Genomic DNA, 15514 nt, shown 5'->3' with positions numbered 1-15514 from the left:
CTATCTGGAGGAATGTCATGGACGGCACACGATCCCGCCGACCCAGCCTGGTGAGAGAGCGGCCCGGGCGATGAGCACGGTACAGACCAAACAGGAAGCTCAAGGAAGACCGCTGCCGGAGCCACGCGGAAACAGGCGCCGTCCCCGGGGCAGGGCGTCACGCGTGAGCCTGGCGGCCATGCTGCTCGCGCTCCCTGCCGTCATCTATTTTGTGATCTTCAACTACCTGCCGATGGCCGGCCTGGTCGTCGCGTTCAAGGCCTTCGACGTCTCCCAGGGCATCTTCGCCAGCCCCTGGAACGGACTGGAGAACTTCAGGTACTTCCTGGAGTCCGGAGACGCGGCGCGGATCCTGTTCAACACGCTTTTCCTCAATGTGTTGTTCCTGGCCTCGACCCTCGCCGCCGGCATCGCCTTGGCCATCATGCTGAACGAGATCCGCGGCAAGTTCTTCAAGCGGATCTCCCAGTCCGTGGTCTTCTTCCCGTATTTCGTGTCGCCCGTGGTGATCAGCATCATGTTGCAGGTCTTCCTCGCGGGCGCGTCGGGCGGCGGCGGGGCCGTCAACGACATGCTGAACGTGTTCTCCCTGCCCACGGTGGACTGGTACACCGAGCCGGGACCGTGGCCGTGGATCCTCACCCTGGTGAAGATCTGGCAGCTCGGCGGGTACATGAGCGTCATCTTCCTCGCCGCGATCACCGGCATCCCCGAGGAGGTCTACGAGGCGGGGATGATCGACGGCGCGTCGCGGGCGCAGATGGCCTGGCGGATCACCCTTCCGCTGCTGCGGCCCACCGCGGGAGTCCTGGCGGTGCTGGGCGTCGGCCGCATCTTCTACGGCGACTTCGGCACCATCTACGCGATCGTCGGAGACAACGGCACGCTCTTCGACACGACGGACGTCATCGACACGTACGTGTTCCGGGCCCTGCGCCAGCTCGGCGACTTCGGCACCACCGCGGCGGTGGGCCTCTTCCAGTCGGTGGTCGGGTTCATCCTCGTGGTGATCGCCGTCATGATCCAGCGCAAGTACGCGAAGGAGACCAGCGTCCTATGAACCGCACAAAGCTGGAGCCCTTCACGATCGTCAGCATCGTCGGCGTCGCGTTCGCCGTGCTGGCCTGCGCCATCCCGTTCTGGCTGATCATCTCCGGGTCCTTGACCGCGGAGTCGGAGCTGGCGATGACCGGTTACAGCTTCTTCCCCTCGGCTTTCGACCTCACCGCGTACGCGATGGTCTTCACGGGCCCCGCGGTGCTCGACGCCTACATCGCCAGCGTCTTCATCACCGTGGTCGGCACCGTCCTGTCCTTGGCGGTGACCTCGGGGGTGAGCTGGGTCATCGCCAGGCGCCTGCCGTACATCAGCAAGCCCCTGACCATCTTCGCGTACCTGCCGATGCTGTTCACCGGAGGGCTCGTACCGCTGTATCTGCTGGTCACGCAGTACCTCAACCTGCAGAACAGCTACTTCGCGGTGATCCTGCCGCTGCTGGTCGCCCCCTTCCTGGTCTTCATCCAGGTGAGCTCGTTCCGGCAGCTCCCCGAGTCGATCTTCGAGTCGGCCAAGATGGACGGTGCGGGTGAGCTGCGGATCTTCTTCCAGATCGCGCTGCCGCTGTCCAAGCCGATCCTCGCGGTCGTGGGCCTGTTCTACGCCGTGCACTACTGGAACGAGTGGTTCACGGCGTTGCTCTTCATCGACGACGTCCACAAGTTCCCGCTCCCCCTCGTCCTGCAGAACCTGATTTCCAACATCTCGTTCACGCAGATGCTGCCGCAGCTCGCCGAGCAGGCGACTCCGGTCTACCAGCTCCGGCTGGCCCTCACGGTCGTCACCATCGGCCCGATCCTGCTGGCCTACCCCTTCGCCCAGCGCTACTTCGTCAAAGGCATCACCCTTGGCGCCACCAAGGGCTGACTCCAGCTCCTCCCCCCACCAAGGAGACACCGTGTCTGATCTGAACCTGTCTCGGCGCGGCCTGCTTAGCGCCGGCGGCGGCCTCTCTCTCGCAGCGCTCTTCGCCAGTGCCGGCTGCTCCAGCACCTCCTCCCAGCAGCCGTCCGGCGGCCAGAGCAGCGCGCCCGGCAAGGCGCTCACGCTCAGCCTGCTGCTCCCCGGCGACGTGCCGGTCGGCTGGGACGGCGTCCTGGCCGAGGTCAACAAGAAGCTCCAGGCGGAGCTGGGCTTCACCATCAAGCCGCAGTTCATCCCGTGGGCGAACTACGGTCAGCAGGCGCTGCTGAAGTTCACCGCAGGGGAGAACTTCGACACCGCGCTGCAGGCCCGCTGGCTCAACATGACCCAGCTGGCCGCCAGCGGCTCGATCGTCGAACTGAGCAGCCTGCTGGCCAGCGGCAAGTACCCCAACCTGACCGCCGCCATCGACCCCAAGATCCTCGAACTGAACAAGTGGAGCGGCAAGCTGTACGGCCTGCCGCAGATCAACTCGGTCGCCCGCTTCCACCACTTCTCCATCCGCCAGGACTTGGCCGAAAAGTACGGCATGAGCGACATCACCGACTTCGCCGGACTGGAGAAGTTCTGGTACGACGTCAAGCAGAAGGACAAGGGCATCACCCCGATCGGGGTCAGCTCCCGCATGCCCAAGCTCCTGGTCGCCTGGAACCCGGTCGGCTGGCTCAACCCCTACATGTGGGAGAACCCCCACATGAGCATCGTCTCCTTCACCGGCGATTCGTTCCCCTTTGTCCTCGCCGCCGACGGCAAGCAGACCGGCTCCTCCAACCCCGTGCCGTTCTGGGAGGCACCGGGCATGATCGACGCCCTCCGCCTGGTCCGCAAGTACTACCAGGATGGGCTGATCAACAAGAACGCGCTCACCCTGGACTCCAAGGCACTCGATTCCCAGTTCAAGTCGGGCCGCTTCGCCACGGGCTGGGCCATGACCGACGGCCTTACCTCGCAGGGTCTGCCCGAACTGACCAAGAACGTCCCCGGCGCGATGATCGCCAGCGTGATGCCGCTCAAGGGCGGCAAGGACGCCAAGCCGTACCAGACCTTCCAGTCCGACAACTTCGTCGTGCTCAACGCCAAGGGGCAGAGCAACGAGAAGGCCATGCAGTTGGAGGACTGGCTGTCGATCAAGGACAACCACGACCTCATCACCTACGGCATCCAGGGCAAGGACTGGAACCCCATCGGGGACGACAAGTACGAGATGCTGTCCACGTACACCTTCCCGGGCTTCGCACTCTCCTGGCGGGCCAAGCTGGAGCGCCGGATCAAGGACATGACCGAGTCCGAGACGACCTGGTTCGACTGGGCACAGAGCGCCGACAACTTCACCATCGACCCGTACGCCAGCTTCGTCCCCGACCCGGAGCCGGTGAAGCGGGAGAACACCCAGGTCACCGCGGCCATGACGCAGTTCGCCAACCCGCTGTTCATCGGCGCGGTCGACACCGACCAGGGGCTGGACAAGCTGAAGAAGGCGCTCGACCGCGCCGGGCTCGCCAAGGTGCAGGCCGAGCTGGCCAAGCAAGCCGACGCCTACCTCAAGGGGCAGTGACCCCGGCACACAGGGCCGGCCGGAGGACCGTACCGGGCTCCTCCGGCACCCTGGCGGCCCAGGCTGCGGCATCCTGGAGTACGCCGCAGCGGCCACCCCTCTGCATGACCGCCGAGAACAATCCGCTCCTGTCCGTCAACGCGCACGCGGCCCGCGATCCCGGTGCTCGGCGGCGAGATCTCCGCGCAGCTCAGCAGCCGTTCGGCGGCGGCCCGGTGATTACAGGTAGGTGTAGGGAGCGCCGGGAGAGCTGGAGCCGCCGGCTGACGCGATCGTGACCATGACCGTCCCAGACCCCGCGGGCGGGGTGGCCACGATCTGGGTGTCGGAAACGATGGAGAACGGAGCGCGCGAAGCGCCGAAGAACACGTCTGTGACGTGGGTGAAGCCGGTCCCCACGATGGTGACGGAGTTGCCGCCGAAAGACGGTCCCTCACCCGGGTTCAGGCTCACGATCGCCGGGGCGGCGACGTAGCTGTAGAAAACGTCGCCCGCACTCGAGCCGCCCGGCGTGATCACGGTGATCGGGACAGTGCCGGAACCGGCCGGCACCGTGGCGGTCACCTCGCCTCCGGAGATCACGTTGAAGGCGGCCGTCAGCGCCCCGAACTGTACCTGAGTCGCGCCGGTGAATCCGGATCCGATGATTGTGGCGATGTTGCCTCCAGAGAGAGGGCCTGCGCTGGGATTGATGTCCGTGACGACAGGCATGGTTGCGGCGAGATAGCAGAAGGGCGCCGGATTGCTGGTGCCTGCCGGGGTGGTGACCGTGACGAGAACGGGGCCAGCGCCGGCGGCCGGGACCGTGGCGGTGAGCTGACTGCCGGAGATCACGTTGAAGGCGGCCGTCAGCGCCCCGAACCGTACCTGAGTCGCGCCGGTGAATCCGCTGCCCGTGATCGTGACGTTGGTTCCGCCTGCTTGCTGACTCGTGTTCGGCGCCAGAGCGGCAATGATCGGGGCCGGTGCGTTCACGTAGGTGAAGGGCACGATCTGGGTGCTGCTGCCGGACGAGCCGGTCACCGTCACATTGACCGTGCCCGTACCTGGCGGGGAGATAGCGGTGATCTTGGTGTTGGAGACCAGTACGAAGCCGGCGGCCAGCACTCCGCCGAATCTTGCGGCGGAGGACCCGGCGAACCCGCTTCCGGCGATGGTGACGCTGGTGCCACCCGCGGAAGAGCCCTGATTGGGAGTCACGCTGTTGACGACAGGGGCCATGGTGGTCAGGTCCTCTCTGCTGGCCGCGCGTCCAGAGCGTGGCGGTCGGCCGGTCCGAACCTCTCCCGCTCGTGCCGCCGTATCGGCGTACTGGTGCTGACGACTCGGGATCGGCATGCGACCGCGGCGGGCGGTTGAGCGTTGATGACCGCCGGGGGCAGCGCCTGATCGCGTTGCCCCGACGGTTGGATGTCCTTGCCGAGGCTCAGACGTAGGTGAAGGTGGCGGCGACGCTGTCCCCGCCTGGTGTACTGACGATGACATCCTGGGCACCGGCGACGGGACCCGTGGGGGCGATGGCCAGGATTTGCGTGTCGGAGATGAGGGTGATGTCGGCGTCGACGCCGCCGAAGGTGACGCCGACGTCCGAGCCGACGAATCCGGTGCCCGTAATGACGACCTCGGTGCCGGCCGGGCCGGTGTCCGGTTCAAGATCTGTGATCACGGGAGTGTCGTAGAGTGCCACGGCATTGGGGACGGTGTACGTGCCGCCTGCCGTACGCACCGAGACGCTCCTGAGCTGGAACCATGGCGGGGCATCGAGTTCGGCTATCGCCGCGGGGGTCGCCGTGACTTGGGTGTCGCCGGTGGGGGGTGTGAGGGTCGCTGTTACGCCCGCGAACTGGACCTGGTTCGTCGTCAGCAGGCCCTCGCCGGAGATCGTGACAGCGGAGGGCGCGGTGGCCGAAGCTTCGAACGGCGTGACGTCCGCGACGAACGGGGACCCGATGTAGTACAGCGGCAGCGAGTTGCTCGTGCCGCCGCCGGAACCGCTGACGAAGACGCTGATGCCGACCGGCCCGCACCCGGAGGGAAGCGGGCACGTGGCGACCGTGCCGGTGTTCGTGGTAGGGGTGACGCCCTTGGCTCCGACCCTGATGGTGGCGGTCACCGTGGTGCCGAGACCGGTGCCGTTGACGGTGAGAGTCTGGCCGTAGCTGCCCTGGTTGGTGTTCTGCGGTGCGACGCTGATCGACGTGATGACTGGTGCCATGTCACTGCTCTTTCTCTCTAACGCATGGACGGTTCTATGAAAGGTGGGATATGAGAGGTCCTCCTTCAGGTGGGCATGGCGAACTCGAGTCGCCGGGACGGGGAGGGGACCTGCACGCCGTCGCGCGTGAATTTCGTCGAGTCACGCAGCAGGCAACGCCGATACGCGCAGTGAATTTCTGGGGCGCCCTGATTTAGCGCGCTTAATTGCGCCCCGAGCGGGAGTCGATGAAGACCCGCCAGGGCCGACTGCCAAGCTCCGCCATGACGGAGGTTTATCAGCGCGCCCCATGGTCACGGGATGGACACCCGATAACCTTTCCTGGTCGCGGAGCCTAGGTTCGAGGTGGATAGGAAATCGCGCGATGATGTGAAGATTTTCTGGCTCACCCCCGGCAGTGATGTGGGGCCCGCCGACCATCAATGCGGCCTGATCAGGACCGCAGAGCGCATTCGCCGCCTCATGGGCCGACACTGTCGCCGTAACGCCCAGGCGGTTCTCGGCCGATCGATGCCCGCACCTTTGAATGACCCGGAGTCGGTTCAATTATTTGGATCGGAACGTTGCGGACAACTTAATTAAAACACCCTCCGTGGATACATGTAAAGATCCACGCAAAGAACTTTACCAAATGTATTGCGCAATGCTCGCCGACGGCGCAGATAGTTGTTACATCTGCGCCGATTTGCGATGCAAATATCCCAAAGAAGGGCATCTCAGACAAAAACCGTGAACCACTCCGGTCGGGCCGTCAATTCAGAGCGGCACCAATTCATCATCCTGAAGAGGCAAGCCCGCGCGCCGCACCTCGCGGCGAAATGTCATGCATATGTAGAACGGGACCATCTGATCTCGATATGGAGGTTCCAATGCTGCGGCTTCGACCGAGAAGCGTGACCGGGAGTCGTCCTTCGAGACTGCCGGGTCGACGCTATGGCCGCGGACGGCTATCCCATATCCGGGCATCAGTGACACGGGTGGCCATAGCCATCTGGTTGGCGGCGCTGATGGCGAGCCCCGCCCCTGCAGCCGCCCTCGCACCGCCCCAGGAGTTCGCCTATGTGACCAACTCGTTGTCGAACACCGTGTCGGTGATCCGTACCACCACGAACACCGTCGTCGCCACCATCACCGTGGGAAGGAACCCCCAGGAGGTCGCGGTCTCCCCCGACGGCACCCGCGCCTACGTGACCAACGGTGATTCGGATGACGTGTCGGTGATCGACACCGCCACCAACACCGTCATCGACACCATTCCCGTGGAGGACCTCCCCTTCGGGGTGGCGGTCTCGCCCAGCGGCGAACGCGTCTACGTGACCAACGCGTCGTCGAATACAGTGTCCGTGATCGAAACTGCCACCAACACCGTCATCGCCACCATCCCGGTCGGCACCTTCCCTGTCGGGGTGACGGTCAGTCCGGATGGCACCCGTGCCTACGTGGCCAATGCCTGGCAATTCTCCACCGATGTATCGGTGATCAACACCACCACCAACATGGTCATCGGCATCATCACGGTGGGCTTGAATCCCGTCGGGGTGGACACCTCTCCCGATGGCACCCGTCTCTACGTGGTGAATTTCCTGTCTGGGACCATGTCGGTGGTCAACATCGTCCCCAACACCCCCACCACCAACACCGTCATCGCCACCATGCCGGCGGGCGTTGATCCCGTGCGAGTGGTGATCAGCACCGACGGCACCCGCGCCTACGTGACCAATGCCTCCGACAGCAACGTGTCGGTGATCAGCACCGCCGTCCCGCCCAGCGGCAACCCCCTCATCGCCACCATCCCGGTGGGCCTGAGTCCCGTCGGAGTGGCGATCTCACGGGATGGCGCCCGCGTCTACGTGGCCAACGGGGGATCGGACAACGTGTCGGTGATCGGCACCGCCGCCAATAGTGTCATCAACACCGTCGCCGTCGGCGACAGTCCCCTCGGCGTGGCCATCGGCGTGACCCCCGGCGTGGCCGGCAGGCAGCAAGGAAGCCTCGTTCCCGGACGGGACACCGGAAAAGGCAGGTCCGACCAGCACCAACACAATGCGTCCACCACGAAGCAGTCGCAGCACAACAGTGGACAGGTCAACGTCGAAATCAAGCAGAAAAAGGCGGCCAAGGGCGGGCGCTCCCGCAAACCGGATCGCAGAGGCAGGCGGACCTTTACCAACCAGCGGTGATCGCATTTGCAGCCTGAGCTGGTCTTCCACGTTGCGAACATGTCAGCGACGGACAGCCAGGTGTACAGCCAGATCAACGGCGGTGAAGTGGACTTCCTTGGGGATGCGGCGCGGTGAAGCCCGCGGCCAGGCGCCGGTGCAGGTCGTCGCACAGGCGGCCAGGCGGGCGGGTCGGCCGTCGGCGATGTCGCGAGCGGCGAGCCGGGCAGCGGTCGTACATCCTGGACCGCCCTATCGGCCACACTGAAAGTTTCATAATGTATAGGGACATATATCCGTGCATGACCGACTGGGCGGTGCTCTCAGTTGTTGCAGGGGCGGGGCAGTGAATGTGAGCAGCTTGACCGGCTGCTGGAGGCCGTCCGAGCCGGTCTGAGCCGGGCACTGGTGGTGCGCGGTGAGGCGGGTGTGGGTAAGACCGCGCTTCTGGAACACCTGGCCGAGAAGGCGCGAGGGTTTCACGTATCGCGTATCACGGGCGTCCAGTCTGAGATGGAGCTAGCCTTCGCTGGGCTGCATCAGTTGTGCGCGCCGATGTCGGACCGCCTGCCCTATCTCCCGGATCTTCAGCGTGATGCGTTGCAGGCGGCTCTCGGACTGGGCTCCGGGCCTGCGCCTGACGGCTTCCTGGTCGCGCTGGCCGCCCTCGGCCTGCTGGGCGAGGCTGCCCGGGAGCGCCCGTTGCTCTGCCTGGTGGATGACGTGCAATGGCTCGATCGGGCCTCCATGCAGGCTTTGGCGTTCGCCGCACGCCGCCTGCAAGCAGAATCGGTGGCGATCATCTTCGCGGCCCGAACGCCGGACGAGTGGTCGGACGGTTCTTTGGAGCCGACCGGTCTGCCGGAATTGCTGGTCGAGGGCCTGCCCGATGCCGACGCGCGGGCGCTGCTGCACTCCGTGCTGCCAGGTTCGTGGGACGAACAAGTGCTCGACCGGATCATCGCCGAGGCGCGGGGCAACCCGCTGGCGCTGCTCGAACTGCCAAAGGGATCGACACCAGTGGCGTTCGCGGGCGGTTTCGGCATGCCGGACGCACGAGCGATCACTGGCCGGCTCTGGCAGATCTACGCGGAGCGGATCGCGCTGCTGCCGCTGGAGACCCGGCGGCTTCTGCTGGCCGCGGCGGCAGAGCCGAGTGGCGATCCGATCTTGCTGTGGAGGGCGGCCGAGCAACTGGGGATCGGCGTCGACGCGGCGGCGCCCGCCATCGCGGCCGGGCTGGTTCAGATCAGCGACAGGGTACGGTTCCACCACCCGCTGGTCCGCTCGGGCGTCTACTGGACGGCGTCGTCTGCCGATCGCCGGGGCGCCCACCACGCGCTTGCCGAAGTCACCGATCCGGAGGTCGACCCCGACCGTCACGCGTGGCACGCGGCGCACGGCGCTTCCGGCGCTGACGAGCGGGTCGCGGTGATGCTGGAGCGTTCGGCCGACCGAGCCCGGGGTCGCGGAGGCCTGGCGGCGGCAGCGGCGTTCATGGCACGGTCGGTAGAGCTGACACTCGATCCCGCCCGCCGCAGACAGCGCGCACTGGCCGCGGCGCAGGCGAGCCACCAGGTCGGATCCCCTGATGCCGCCCTGCGGTTGTTGTCCATCGCTGAGGCGGGCCCGCTCGATCAGTTCCAGCGAGGTGAGGCAGACCTGTTGCGCGCCCAGATCGCATACACCATCGAACGGGGCAGCGATGCCCCCGGGCTACTGCTCAAGGCCGCCCGCCAGTTCGAGTCGTATGACATGGCCCGCGCGCGTGAAACGTATTTGGAGGCGATCAGCGCGGCCATGTTCACCGGCTCGCTGGCCGGCGGCGTCGGCCAGCTCGAAGCGGCTGAGGCCGCACGATTGGCGCCGTCAGCGGCGCTCCATGCCCGTCCGGTCGATCTCCTCCTCGACGGGACGGTGGCGCGGCTCCTCGACGGCCCTGCTGCCGGTGTGCCGATGCTGAAGCCGGCGGTGAATGCGTTTTGCGGCTCGGACATCTCCGAGGAGGAGGGGTTGCGCTGGCTGTGGATGGCCGGTGTGACCGCCGTCTACCTATGGGACCACAGGAGCTGGGATGTGCTATCCGCCCGATACCTCAAGCTGGCCAGGGAGTCCGGTCAGGTCACCACGCTCCCACTCGCCTTGACAATGCGTATCGCCGCCCAGGTGCTCGCCGGCGAATTGAGCGCAGCGGCCTCGCTGGCGGAGGAGGTGAGGACGGTCTCCGAAGCGGTCGGGATCCCGACTCCGTCCTACGGCGCCTTGCTGGTCACCGCCTGGCAGGGGCACGAATCCGCATGCACCGACCTGGCCAGGGCCACCGTCGCGGAGGCGACCCGCCGGGGTGAGGGCAACGTGGCAGTCGGCCGTAGATGGGCGATGACGCTGCTCTGGAACAGCCTCGGCCGGTACAAGGACGCGCTGGCGGCGGCGGATCAGGCCCTCGATCCCCATCACCCGACGGAGATCGGTCTGCACACCTGGACGCTTGTGGAGGGCATCGAGGCGGCTGCCCGTAGCGGAGCGCTCGGGCACGCCGCTGAGATCCTCCAGAGGATGATCGAGCTGACCAGCCCGAGCGGCACCGACTGGGCGATGGGCATCGAGGCGCGTTCACGAGCTCTCGTGAGTGTGGCCGCGGCAGCCGAAGGCCATTACCGCGAGGCGATCGATCGGCTCTCCTGTACCCCCGTCCGCGGGGAGCTGGCCCGTGCCCACCTCCTCTATGGAGAGTGGCTGCGTCGCGGTCGGCGTCGTCAGGCCGCCCGTGAACAGTTGCGCACTGCCCATGAACTCTTCACCGCGATGGGGATGGAGGCCTTCGCCGAGCGGGCCGCTCGCGAACTGGTGGCCATCGGGGTGAACGTCAGCAGGCGCACCGCCAAGATCGCCAGTGAACTCACCGCGCAGGAGGCCCAGATCGTCCGGCTCGTCCGTGAGGGCCGCACGAACCCTGAAATTGCAACCCAGCTCTTCATCAGCCCCCGCACCGTCGAGTGGCATCTGGGGAAAATCTTCGGCAAGCTCGGCGTCACCTCACGCAGGCAACTCCAACGCTCCTCCCATGGCGGCAGCAGCTAGAACAGGCCTGAGGCGGATCTTCAAGGGCAGTTGATGCAGACCACTGTGTTCATCGCCCGAATCGCGCCCACCCGTGGACCGTCGCAGAGTTGGCCTGGCGGCACCAGCCCAGGGTCAGTTGACAGCGATCCGCCCCCCGTCGAACGCCTATGCGCCGGGCAAGGGGGGACGACCCCGCACGGTGGGCCTGAGGCGCCTCGGAGGTGCACCGGCGGCCGGGGTTCGATCGAGTCGGGGCGTAGTCGTCCTGCCAAGCGGCCAGACCGGGGATCGCGCCGACGAGTCTTTGCCTTCAACCGCGTGTGCCCTGCTCAGGGGCTGGGCAGATGGCACGCCAGGGACTCCACCCGTGCCGCATCCGGGTTACAACCGGCGTCTGAGCTGGTCATAGTTGTCGAGGCAGACTGGACGCCAGGCTTTCTGGCTTCCAGGAAGGAGCCGACGCCCGGAGGACCTCGAATCGAGGCGCATATGAACAATGCTGAAAGCCTGGCGCACCCGAACGCCGAAGCATCGACCGATGTACCACACGTGGATATCACCCTCAACGTCAATGGTGTCGCGCACCGCATGGAATGCGACGCCCGTGTCACCCTGCTGGACGCCTTGCGCGACCACCTCGGCCTGACCGGGGCGAAGAAGGGGTGCGACCAAGGCGCCTGCGGCGCCTGCACGGTGCTGGTCGACGGCAAACGCGTGGTGTCGTGCCTGATGCTCGCCGCCCAGTGCGAGGATCGCGAGGTCACCACCATCGAATCCCTGTCCGAGGGAGGGAAGCCGCACCCTGTGCAGACGGCCTTCGCCCGGCACGACGCCTTCCAGTGCGGCTACTGCACCCCGGGGCAGATCATGTCGGCGGTGTCGCTGCTGGCAGAGGGCCGAGCGGATTCGGAAGAGGACATCTGCGAATTCATGAGCGGCAACATCTGCCGCTGCGGCGCCTACCCGAACATCCGCGCGGCGATCCGCGAAGTGGCAGCGGGGGGCTGAAGAATGCGTCCATTCGAATATGTCCGCGCCGCCGACGCCGGCCAGGCCGTGGCCTTGGTCAGTATCGACCCGAACACCTCCTATCTCGCCGGTGGCACCACACAACTGGACCTCATGAAGGACGGTGTGCTCGGTCCTGACCGGCTGGTCGACATCACCCGGCTGCCGCTGGGCGGCATCACGCACACCGAGTCGGCGATCCGCGTCGGCGCGCTGACGACCATGGAGGAGCTGGCCGCCGATCCCGTCGTGATCGAGCGCCTGCCCTTCATCCGGGAAGCGCTCCTGCTCGGAGCGTCCACCCAGTTGCGGAACATGGCCACCATCGGGGGCAATCTGCTGCAGCGGGCCCGGTGCCGGTACTTCCGCGACCCCACCGTCGCGGCGTGCAACAAACGCGATCCCGGGTCCGGATGCGCCGCCATCACCGGCTTCGCGCGCATGCACGCCATCCTGGGCACCAGCGAGCACTGCATCGCCTTGCACGCCTCGGACGTGGCGGTCCCGCTGGCCGCTCTGGACGCCGTCATCCACGTGCAGGGCGTGGACGGTCCTCGAAGCATCCCGCTGACCGAGTTCCACCTCCCGCCAGGCGACACCCCGCACATCGAGAACGTGCTGCAGCATGGTGAGCTGATCACCGCGGTCGAGGTTCCCCTGCTCCCTGAAGGGGCGCGGTCGCACTACCTGAAGGTCCGCGACCGCGTCTCGTACGAGTTCGCGCTGACCTCGGCCGGCGCGGCTCTGGTGGTGGAGGACGGGATCATCCGAGAAGCCAGGGTGGCTCTGGGCGGCGTCGGCACGGTCCCGTGGCGGGCGTGGGACGCCGAGGACGTCCTGCGCGGAGCGACCGCGGGCCGTGACGCCTTCCGCGCCGCCGCGGATGCCGCCCTGGCGGGGGCCAGGACGTTGCCCGGTACGGCGTTCAAGGTGGACCTGGCCAAACGGACCCTGGTGCGCACGCTGGAGATCATCGCAGGAGCCGAATCATGACCATATCCGAAGCACGCCCGATCATCGGTGCGGGGCTGGACCGGGTGGACGCCCCGCTGAAGGTGAAAGGCGGCGCGCACTACCCCAATGACTACGGCTATCCCGGCATGGTGCACGCCGCCCTGGTGCGCAGCACCATCGCCGCCGGGCGGATCCGGGCCATCGACACCGCGGCGGCACAGACCGCCCCGGGGGTGCTGACCGTCATCACCCACCTGACCGCGCCGAGGCTGGAACGCGGGCCGATGACGCTGCTGGGCCCGTCCCCGCCTGCTCCGCTCCAGGACGACCGCATCCTGCACTACGGGCAGCACGTGGCCATCGTGGTGGCCACCACCGCGGAGCAGGCCAGGCACGCCGCCTCCCTCGTACGGGTCGAGTACGAAGCCGCCAAGGCCCTGCTCGCCATCGACGATCCGAGGGCGGAGGTCCTCACCAACCCCTGGAGCCTGGACACCGAGCGCGGTGACGTGGCCGCCGGGTTCGCCGCCGCCGACGTCGTCGTGGAAGGCGCCTACACCACGCCCGACAACACCAACAACCCGCTCGGCCTGATGGCCACGATCGCCCTGTGGAACGGCGACTCGCTCACCGTCCACGACTCCACTCAGTGGCCCCACAACGTTCGCACCTCCCTCGCGGTGATCTTCAAGATCCCCGAGAGTGGCATCCGGGTCCTCGCCCCCTACGTCGGCGGCGGCTTCGGCGCCGGGCTGCGCATGTGGCCCCACGTCATCTTGACCGTGCTGGCCGCACGCGAGGTCGGGCGGCCGGTGAAGCTCGTGCTCACCCGGCCCGAGATGTTCACCTCCGTGGGCCATCGCCCGAACAGCGTCCAGCACATCAAGATCGGGGCCACCAGGGCCGGTGACCTGATCGCCATCGACCACGACGGCACCTCGACGGTGGCGATGGAGGACGACGACTATGAACCGGTCTCCCTGTGCTCGGCCGTCTCCTACGCCTGTCCCAACGTGCGCACCCGGGACCGGCAGGTACGGCTCAACATCCCCTGCCCCGGCTCCATGCGGGCCCCCGCCGAAGGGCAGGGCAACTTCGCCCTGGAGTCGGCCATCGATGAGCTCGCCCACGCTCTGGGCATGGACCCGCTGGAGTTGCGGCTGCGGAATTACGCGGAGGTCGACCCGCTGTCCGGCCTGCCCTGGTCGAGCAAAGCGCTGCGGGAGTGCTACCTGCAGGGCGCCGAGCGGTTCGGTTGGTCGTACCGCACCCCGGAGGTGGGCTCGATGCGCGAGGGGCGCTGGCTGGTCGGCTACGGCTTGGCCGGTGTCTCCTATCCCGCCTATCAGGTTCCGTGCCAGGCCCGCGCCTCGCTGCACCGCGACGGATCGGCGTTCGTGCGCAGCGCGGCCACCGACATCGGGACCGGGACCTATACGGTCATGACGCAGCTGGCGGCCGAGCTCCTGGGCCTGGACACCTCGCGGGTGCGCTTCGATCTGGGTGACTCCGACATGCCGTACTCGCCTCAGGCCGGCGGGTCCGGTCTCACCGGCGCCCTCGGCAACGCCGTGCACGCCGCCTGCCGGCGTCTTGTGCGGGAGTTCCTCGACCTGGTCCGCGACGACATGGACTCGCCGCTGCGCGGGGCCGAGCTCGACGAGGTCACGGTGAGCGAGGGCCGTATCCACCGCCCCGGCGCGCCCGAGCTGGGCGAGTCCTACACCGGCATCCTGGCCCGCCACGGCCTGGAGGAACTGAGCGCCGACGGCAGGAGCACCCCGCCCCAGTCGGAGCAGCTCGGGATGGCGATCGCGGGCGCGTTCGGGGCCAAGTTCGTCGAGGTCCGCATCGACCCCGATCTGGGGCTGCTGCGCGTGGCACGGGTGGTCTCGGCGATCGACGGCGGGCGCATCCTCAACGAGAAGACGGCCGCCAGCCAGATCGTCGGCGGCGCGGTCGGCGGCATCGGTCAGGCCATGTTCGAGGACACGGCCACCGACCGGGAGACCGGCCGCATCGCCAACGCCACCTTCGGCGACTACCTGGTAGCCGTCAACGCCGACGTCCCGGATATGGACGTCATCTTCGTGGGCGAACCCGACCGGGCGACCCCGGTCGGCACCAAGGGAGTCGGGGAGGTCGGCCTGGTCGGTGTGGCGGCGGCCATCGCCAACGCCGTCTTCCACGCGACAGGGCGGCGTATCCGCTCGCTGCCGATCACCATCGACCAGCTGCTGCTCTGACACCTGATCGAACCAAGCGCGAAAGGAAGATCACCGGAGCCGGGGGGCGACAGGATCAGTCGGGGACCGCGGACCCGTCTGTCCTGTTGCACCGGTAGCTCCAGTCCGCCAGGGATTGCAGGACGGACATCACTTCCTCACCGTCTAAGGGGAGCCCGTAGCGGCGGCTCTGCACCGGAGTGCCGGAAATGACCGTCCGTGCGACCAAGTCCTGGACTCGAGCTTCTCAGGCGCTCAGTAAGCAGCCGATCGAAGATCCCGGGAACCCGCAGACGATCTCCCGGGCACCGGCAAGTACTGCATCACCCCGCACGCCTCGCATGTCACGGTCCCG

Annotated in this window: 10 protein-coding genes; 8 read left to right on the top strand and 2 right to left on the bottom strand. The window is 67.0% G+C overall.

Annotation, left to right across the window (positions count from 1 at the left end):
• Positions 1-178: 178 nt before the first annotated feature.
• The 3 genes from ACTMTI_RS33000 to ACTMTI_RS32990 are packed head-to-tail and all read left to right on the top strand — an operon-like array spanning position 179 to position 3535.
• On the top strand, positions 179-1060 hold the full coding sequence (locus tag ACTMTI_RS33000) for an ABC transporter permease (protein ID WP_441124561.1): 882 nt from the start codon (positions 179-181) through the stop codon (positions 1058-1060).
• Positions 1057-1923: a carbohydrate ABC transporter permease gene (locus ACTMTI_RS32995; RefSeq protein WP_441124560.1), complete on the top strand. Its 867-nt coding sequence runs from the start codon at positions 1057-1059 to the stop codon at positions 1921-1923. The genes ACTMTI_RS33000 and ACTMTI_RS32995 overlap by 4 nt, the downstream gene beginning before the upstream one ends.
• 31 nt (positions 1924-1954) lie before the next feature.
• Positions 1955-3535: a DUF3502 domain-containing protein gene (locus tag ACTMTI_RS32990; RefSeq protein WP_441124559.1), complete on the top strand. Its 1581-nt coding sequence runs from the start codon at positions 1955-1957 to the stop codon at positions 3533-3535.
• A gap of 219 nt (positions 3536-3754) precedes the next feature.
• On the opposite strand, the gene ACTMTI_RS32985 is transcribed toward ACTMTI_RS32990, so the two are convergent.
• On the bottom strand, positions 3755-4756 hold the full coding sequence (locus ACTMTI_RS32985; RefSeq protein WP_441124558.1) for an IPT/TIG domain-containing protein: 1002 nt from the start codon (positions 4754-4756) through the stop codon (positions 3755-3757).
• 205 nt (positions 4757-4961) lie between these two features.
• Positions 4962-5750 carry an IPT/TIG domain-containing protein gene (locus tag ACTMTI_RS32980; protein ID WP_441124557.1) on the bottom strand — a complete coding sequence of 263 codons (789 nt, stop codon included), beginning with the start codon at positions 5748-5750 and terminating at the stop codon, positions 4962-4964.
• Positions 5751-6745: 995 nt separating this feature from the next.
• Between ACTMTI_RS32980 and ACTMTI_RS32975 the strand changes: the two genes are divergently transcribed.
• The 5 genes from ACTMTI_RS32975 (at position 6746) to ACTMTI_RS32955 (ending at position 15180) form a co-directional block, all read left to right on the top strand.
• Complete coding sequence (locus tag ACTMTI_RS32975) at positions 6746-7930, top strand: beta-propeller fold lactonase family protein (RefSeq protein ID WP_441124556.1); 1185 nt, start codon at positions 6746-6748, stop codon at positions 7928-7930.
• Positions 7931-8236: 306 nt separating this feature from the next.
• Entirely contained in the window at positions 8237-10990 is a 2754-nt protein-coding gene (locus tag ACTMTI_RS32970; protein ID WP_441124555.1) for an AAA family ATPase, read from the top strand.
• A gap of 471 nt (positions 10991-11461) precedes the next feature.
• Positions 11462-11980: a (2Fe-2S)-binding protein gene (locus ACTMTI_RS32965; protein WP_441124554.1), complete on the top strand. Its 519-nt coding sequence runs from the start codon at positions 11462-11464 to the stop codon at positions 11978-11980.
• Positions 11981-11983: 3 nt separating this feature from the next.
• A complete protein-coding gene (locus ACTMTI_RS32960; RefSeq protein ID WP_441124553.1) occupies positions 11984-12973 on the top strand; it encodes an FAD binding domain-containing protein in 990 nt (329 codons plus the stop codon).
• Positions 12970-15180: a xanthine dehydrogenase family protein molybdopterin-binding subunit gene (locus ACTMTI_RS32955; RefSeq protein WP_441124552.1), complete on the top strand. Its 2211-nt coding sequence runs from the start codon at positions 12970-12972 to the stop codon at positions 15178-15180. Before ACTMTI_RS32960 ends, ACTMTI_RS32955 begins: the two co-directional genes overlap by 4 nt.
• The last annotated feature ends 334 nt before the right edge of the window (positions 15181-15514 follow it).

This window comes from Nonomuraea sp. H19, from assembly GCF_052068215.1.
Lineage (GTDB): Bacteria > Actinomycetota > Actinomycetes > Streptosporangiales > Streptosporangiaceae > Nonomuraea.
This window is presented reverse-complemented; position numbering and strand designations above follow the sequence as displayed.

Excerpts from the sequence above, each read along its gene's own strand:
- ACTMTI_RS32965 (WP_441124554.1), top strand. The coding sequence starts at position 11,462 with ATGAACAATGCTGAAAGCCTGGCGCACCCGAACGCCGAAGCATCGACC.
- ACTMTI_RS33000 (WP_441124561.1), top strand. The coding sequence starts at position 179 with ATGCTGCTCGCGCTCCCTGCCGTCATCTATTTTGTGATCTTCAACTAC.
- ACTMTI_RS32955 (WP_441124552.1), top strand. The coding sequence starts at position 12,970 with ATGACCATATCCGAAGCACGCCCGATCATCGGTGCGGGGCTGGACCGG.
- ACTMTI_RS32980 (WP_441124557.1), bottom strand. The coding sequence starts at position 5,750 with ATGGCACCAGTCATCACGTCGATCAGCGTCGCACCGCAGAACACCAAC.
- ACTMTI_RS32985 (WP_441124558.1), bottom strand. The coding sequence starts at position 4,756 with ATGGCCCCTGTCGTCAACAGCGTGACTCCCAATCAGGGCTCTTCCGCG.
- ACTMTI_RS32995 (WP_441124560.1), top strand. The coding sequence starts at position 1,057 with ATGAACCGCACAAAGCTGGAGCCCTTCACGATCGTCAGCATCGTCGGC.
- ACTMTI_RS32960 (WP_441124553.1), top strand. The coding sequence starts at position 11,984 with ATGCGTCCATTCGAATATGTCCGCGCCGCCGACGCCGGCCAGGCCGTG.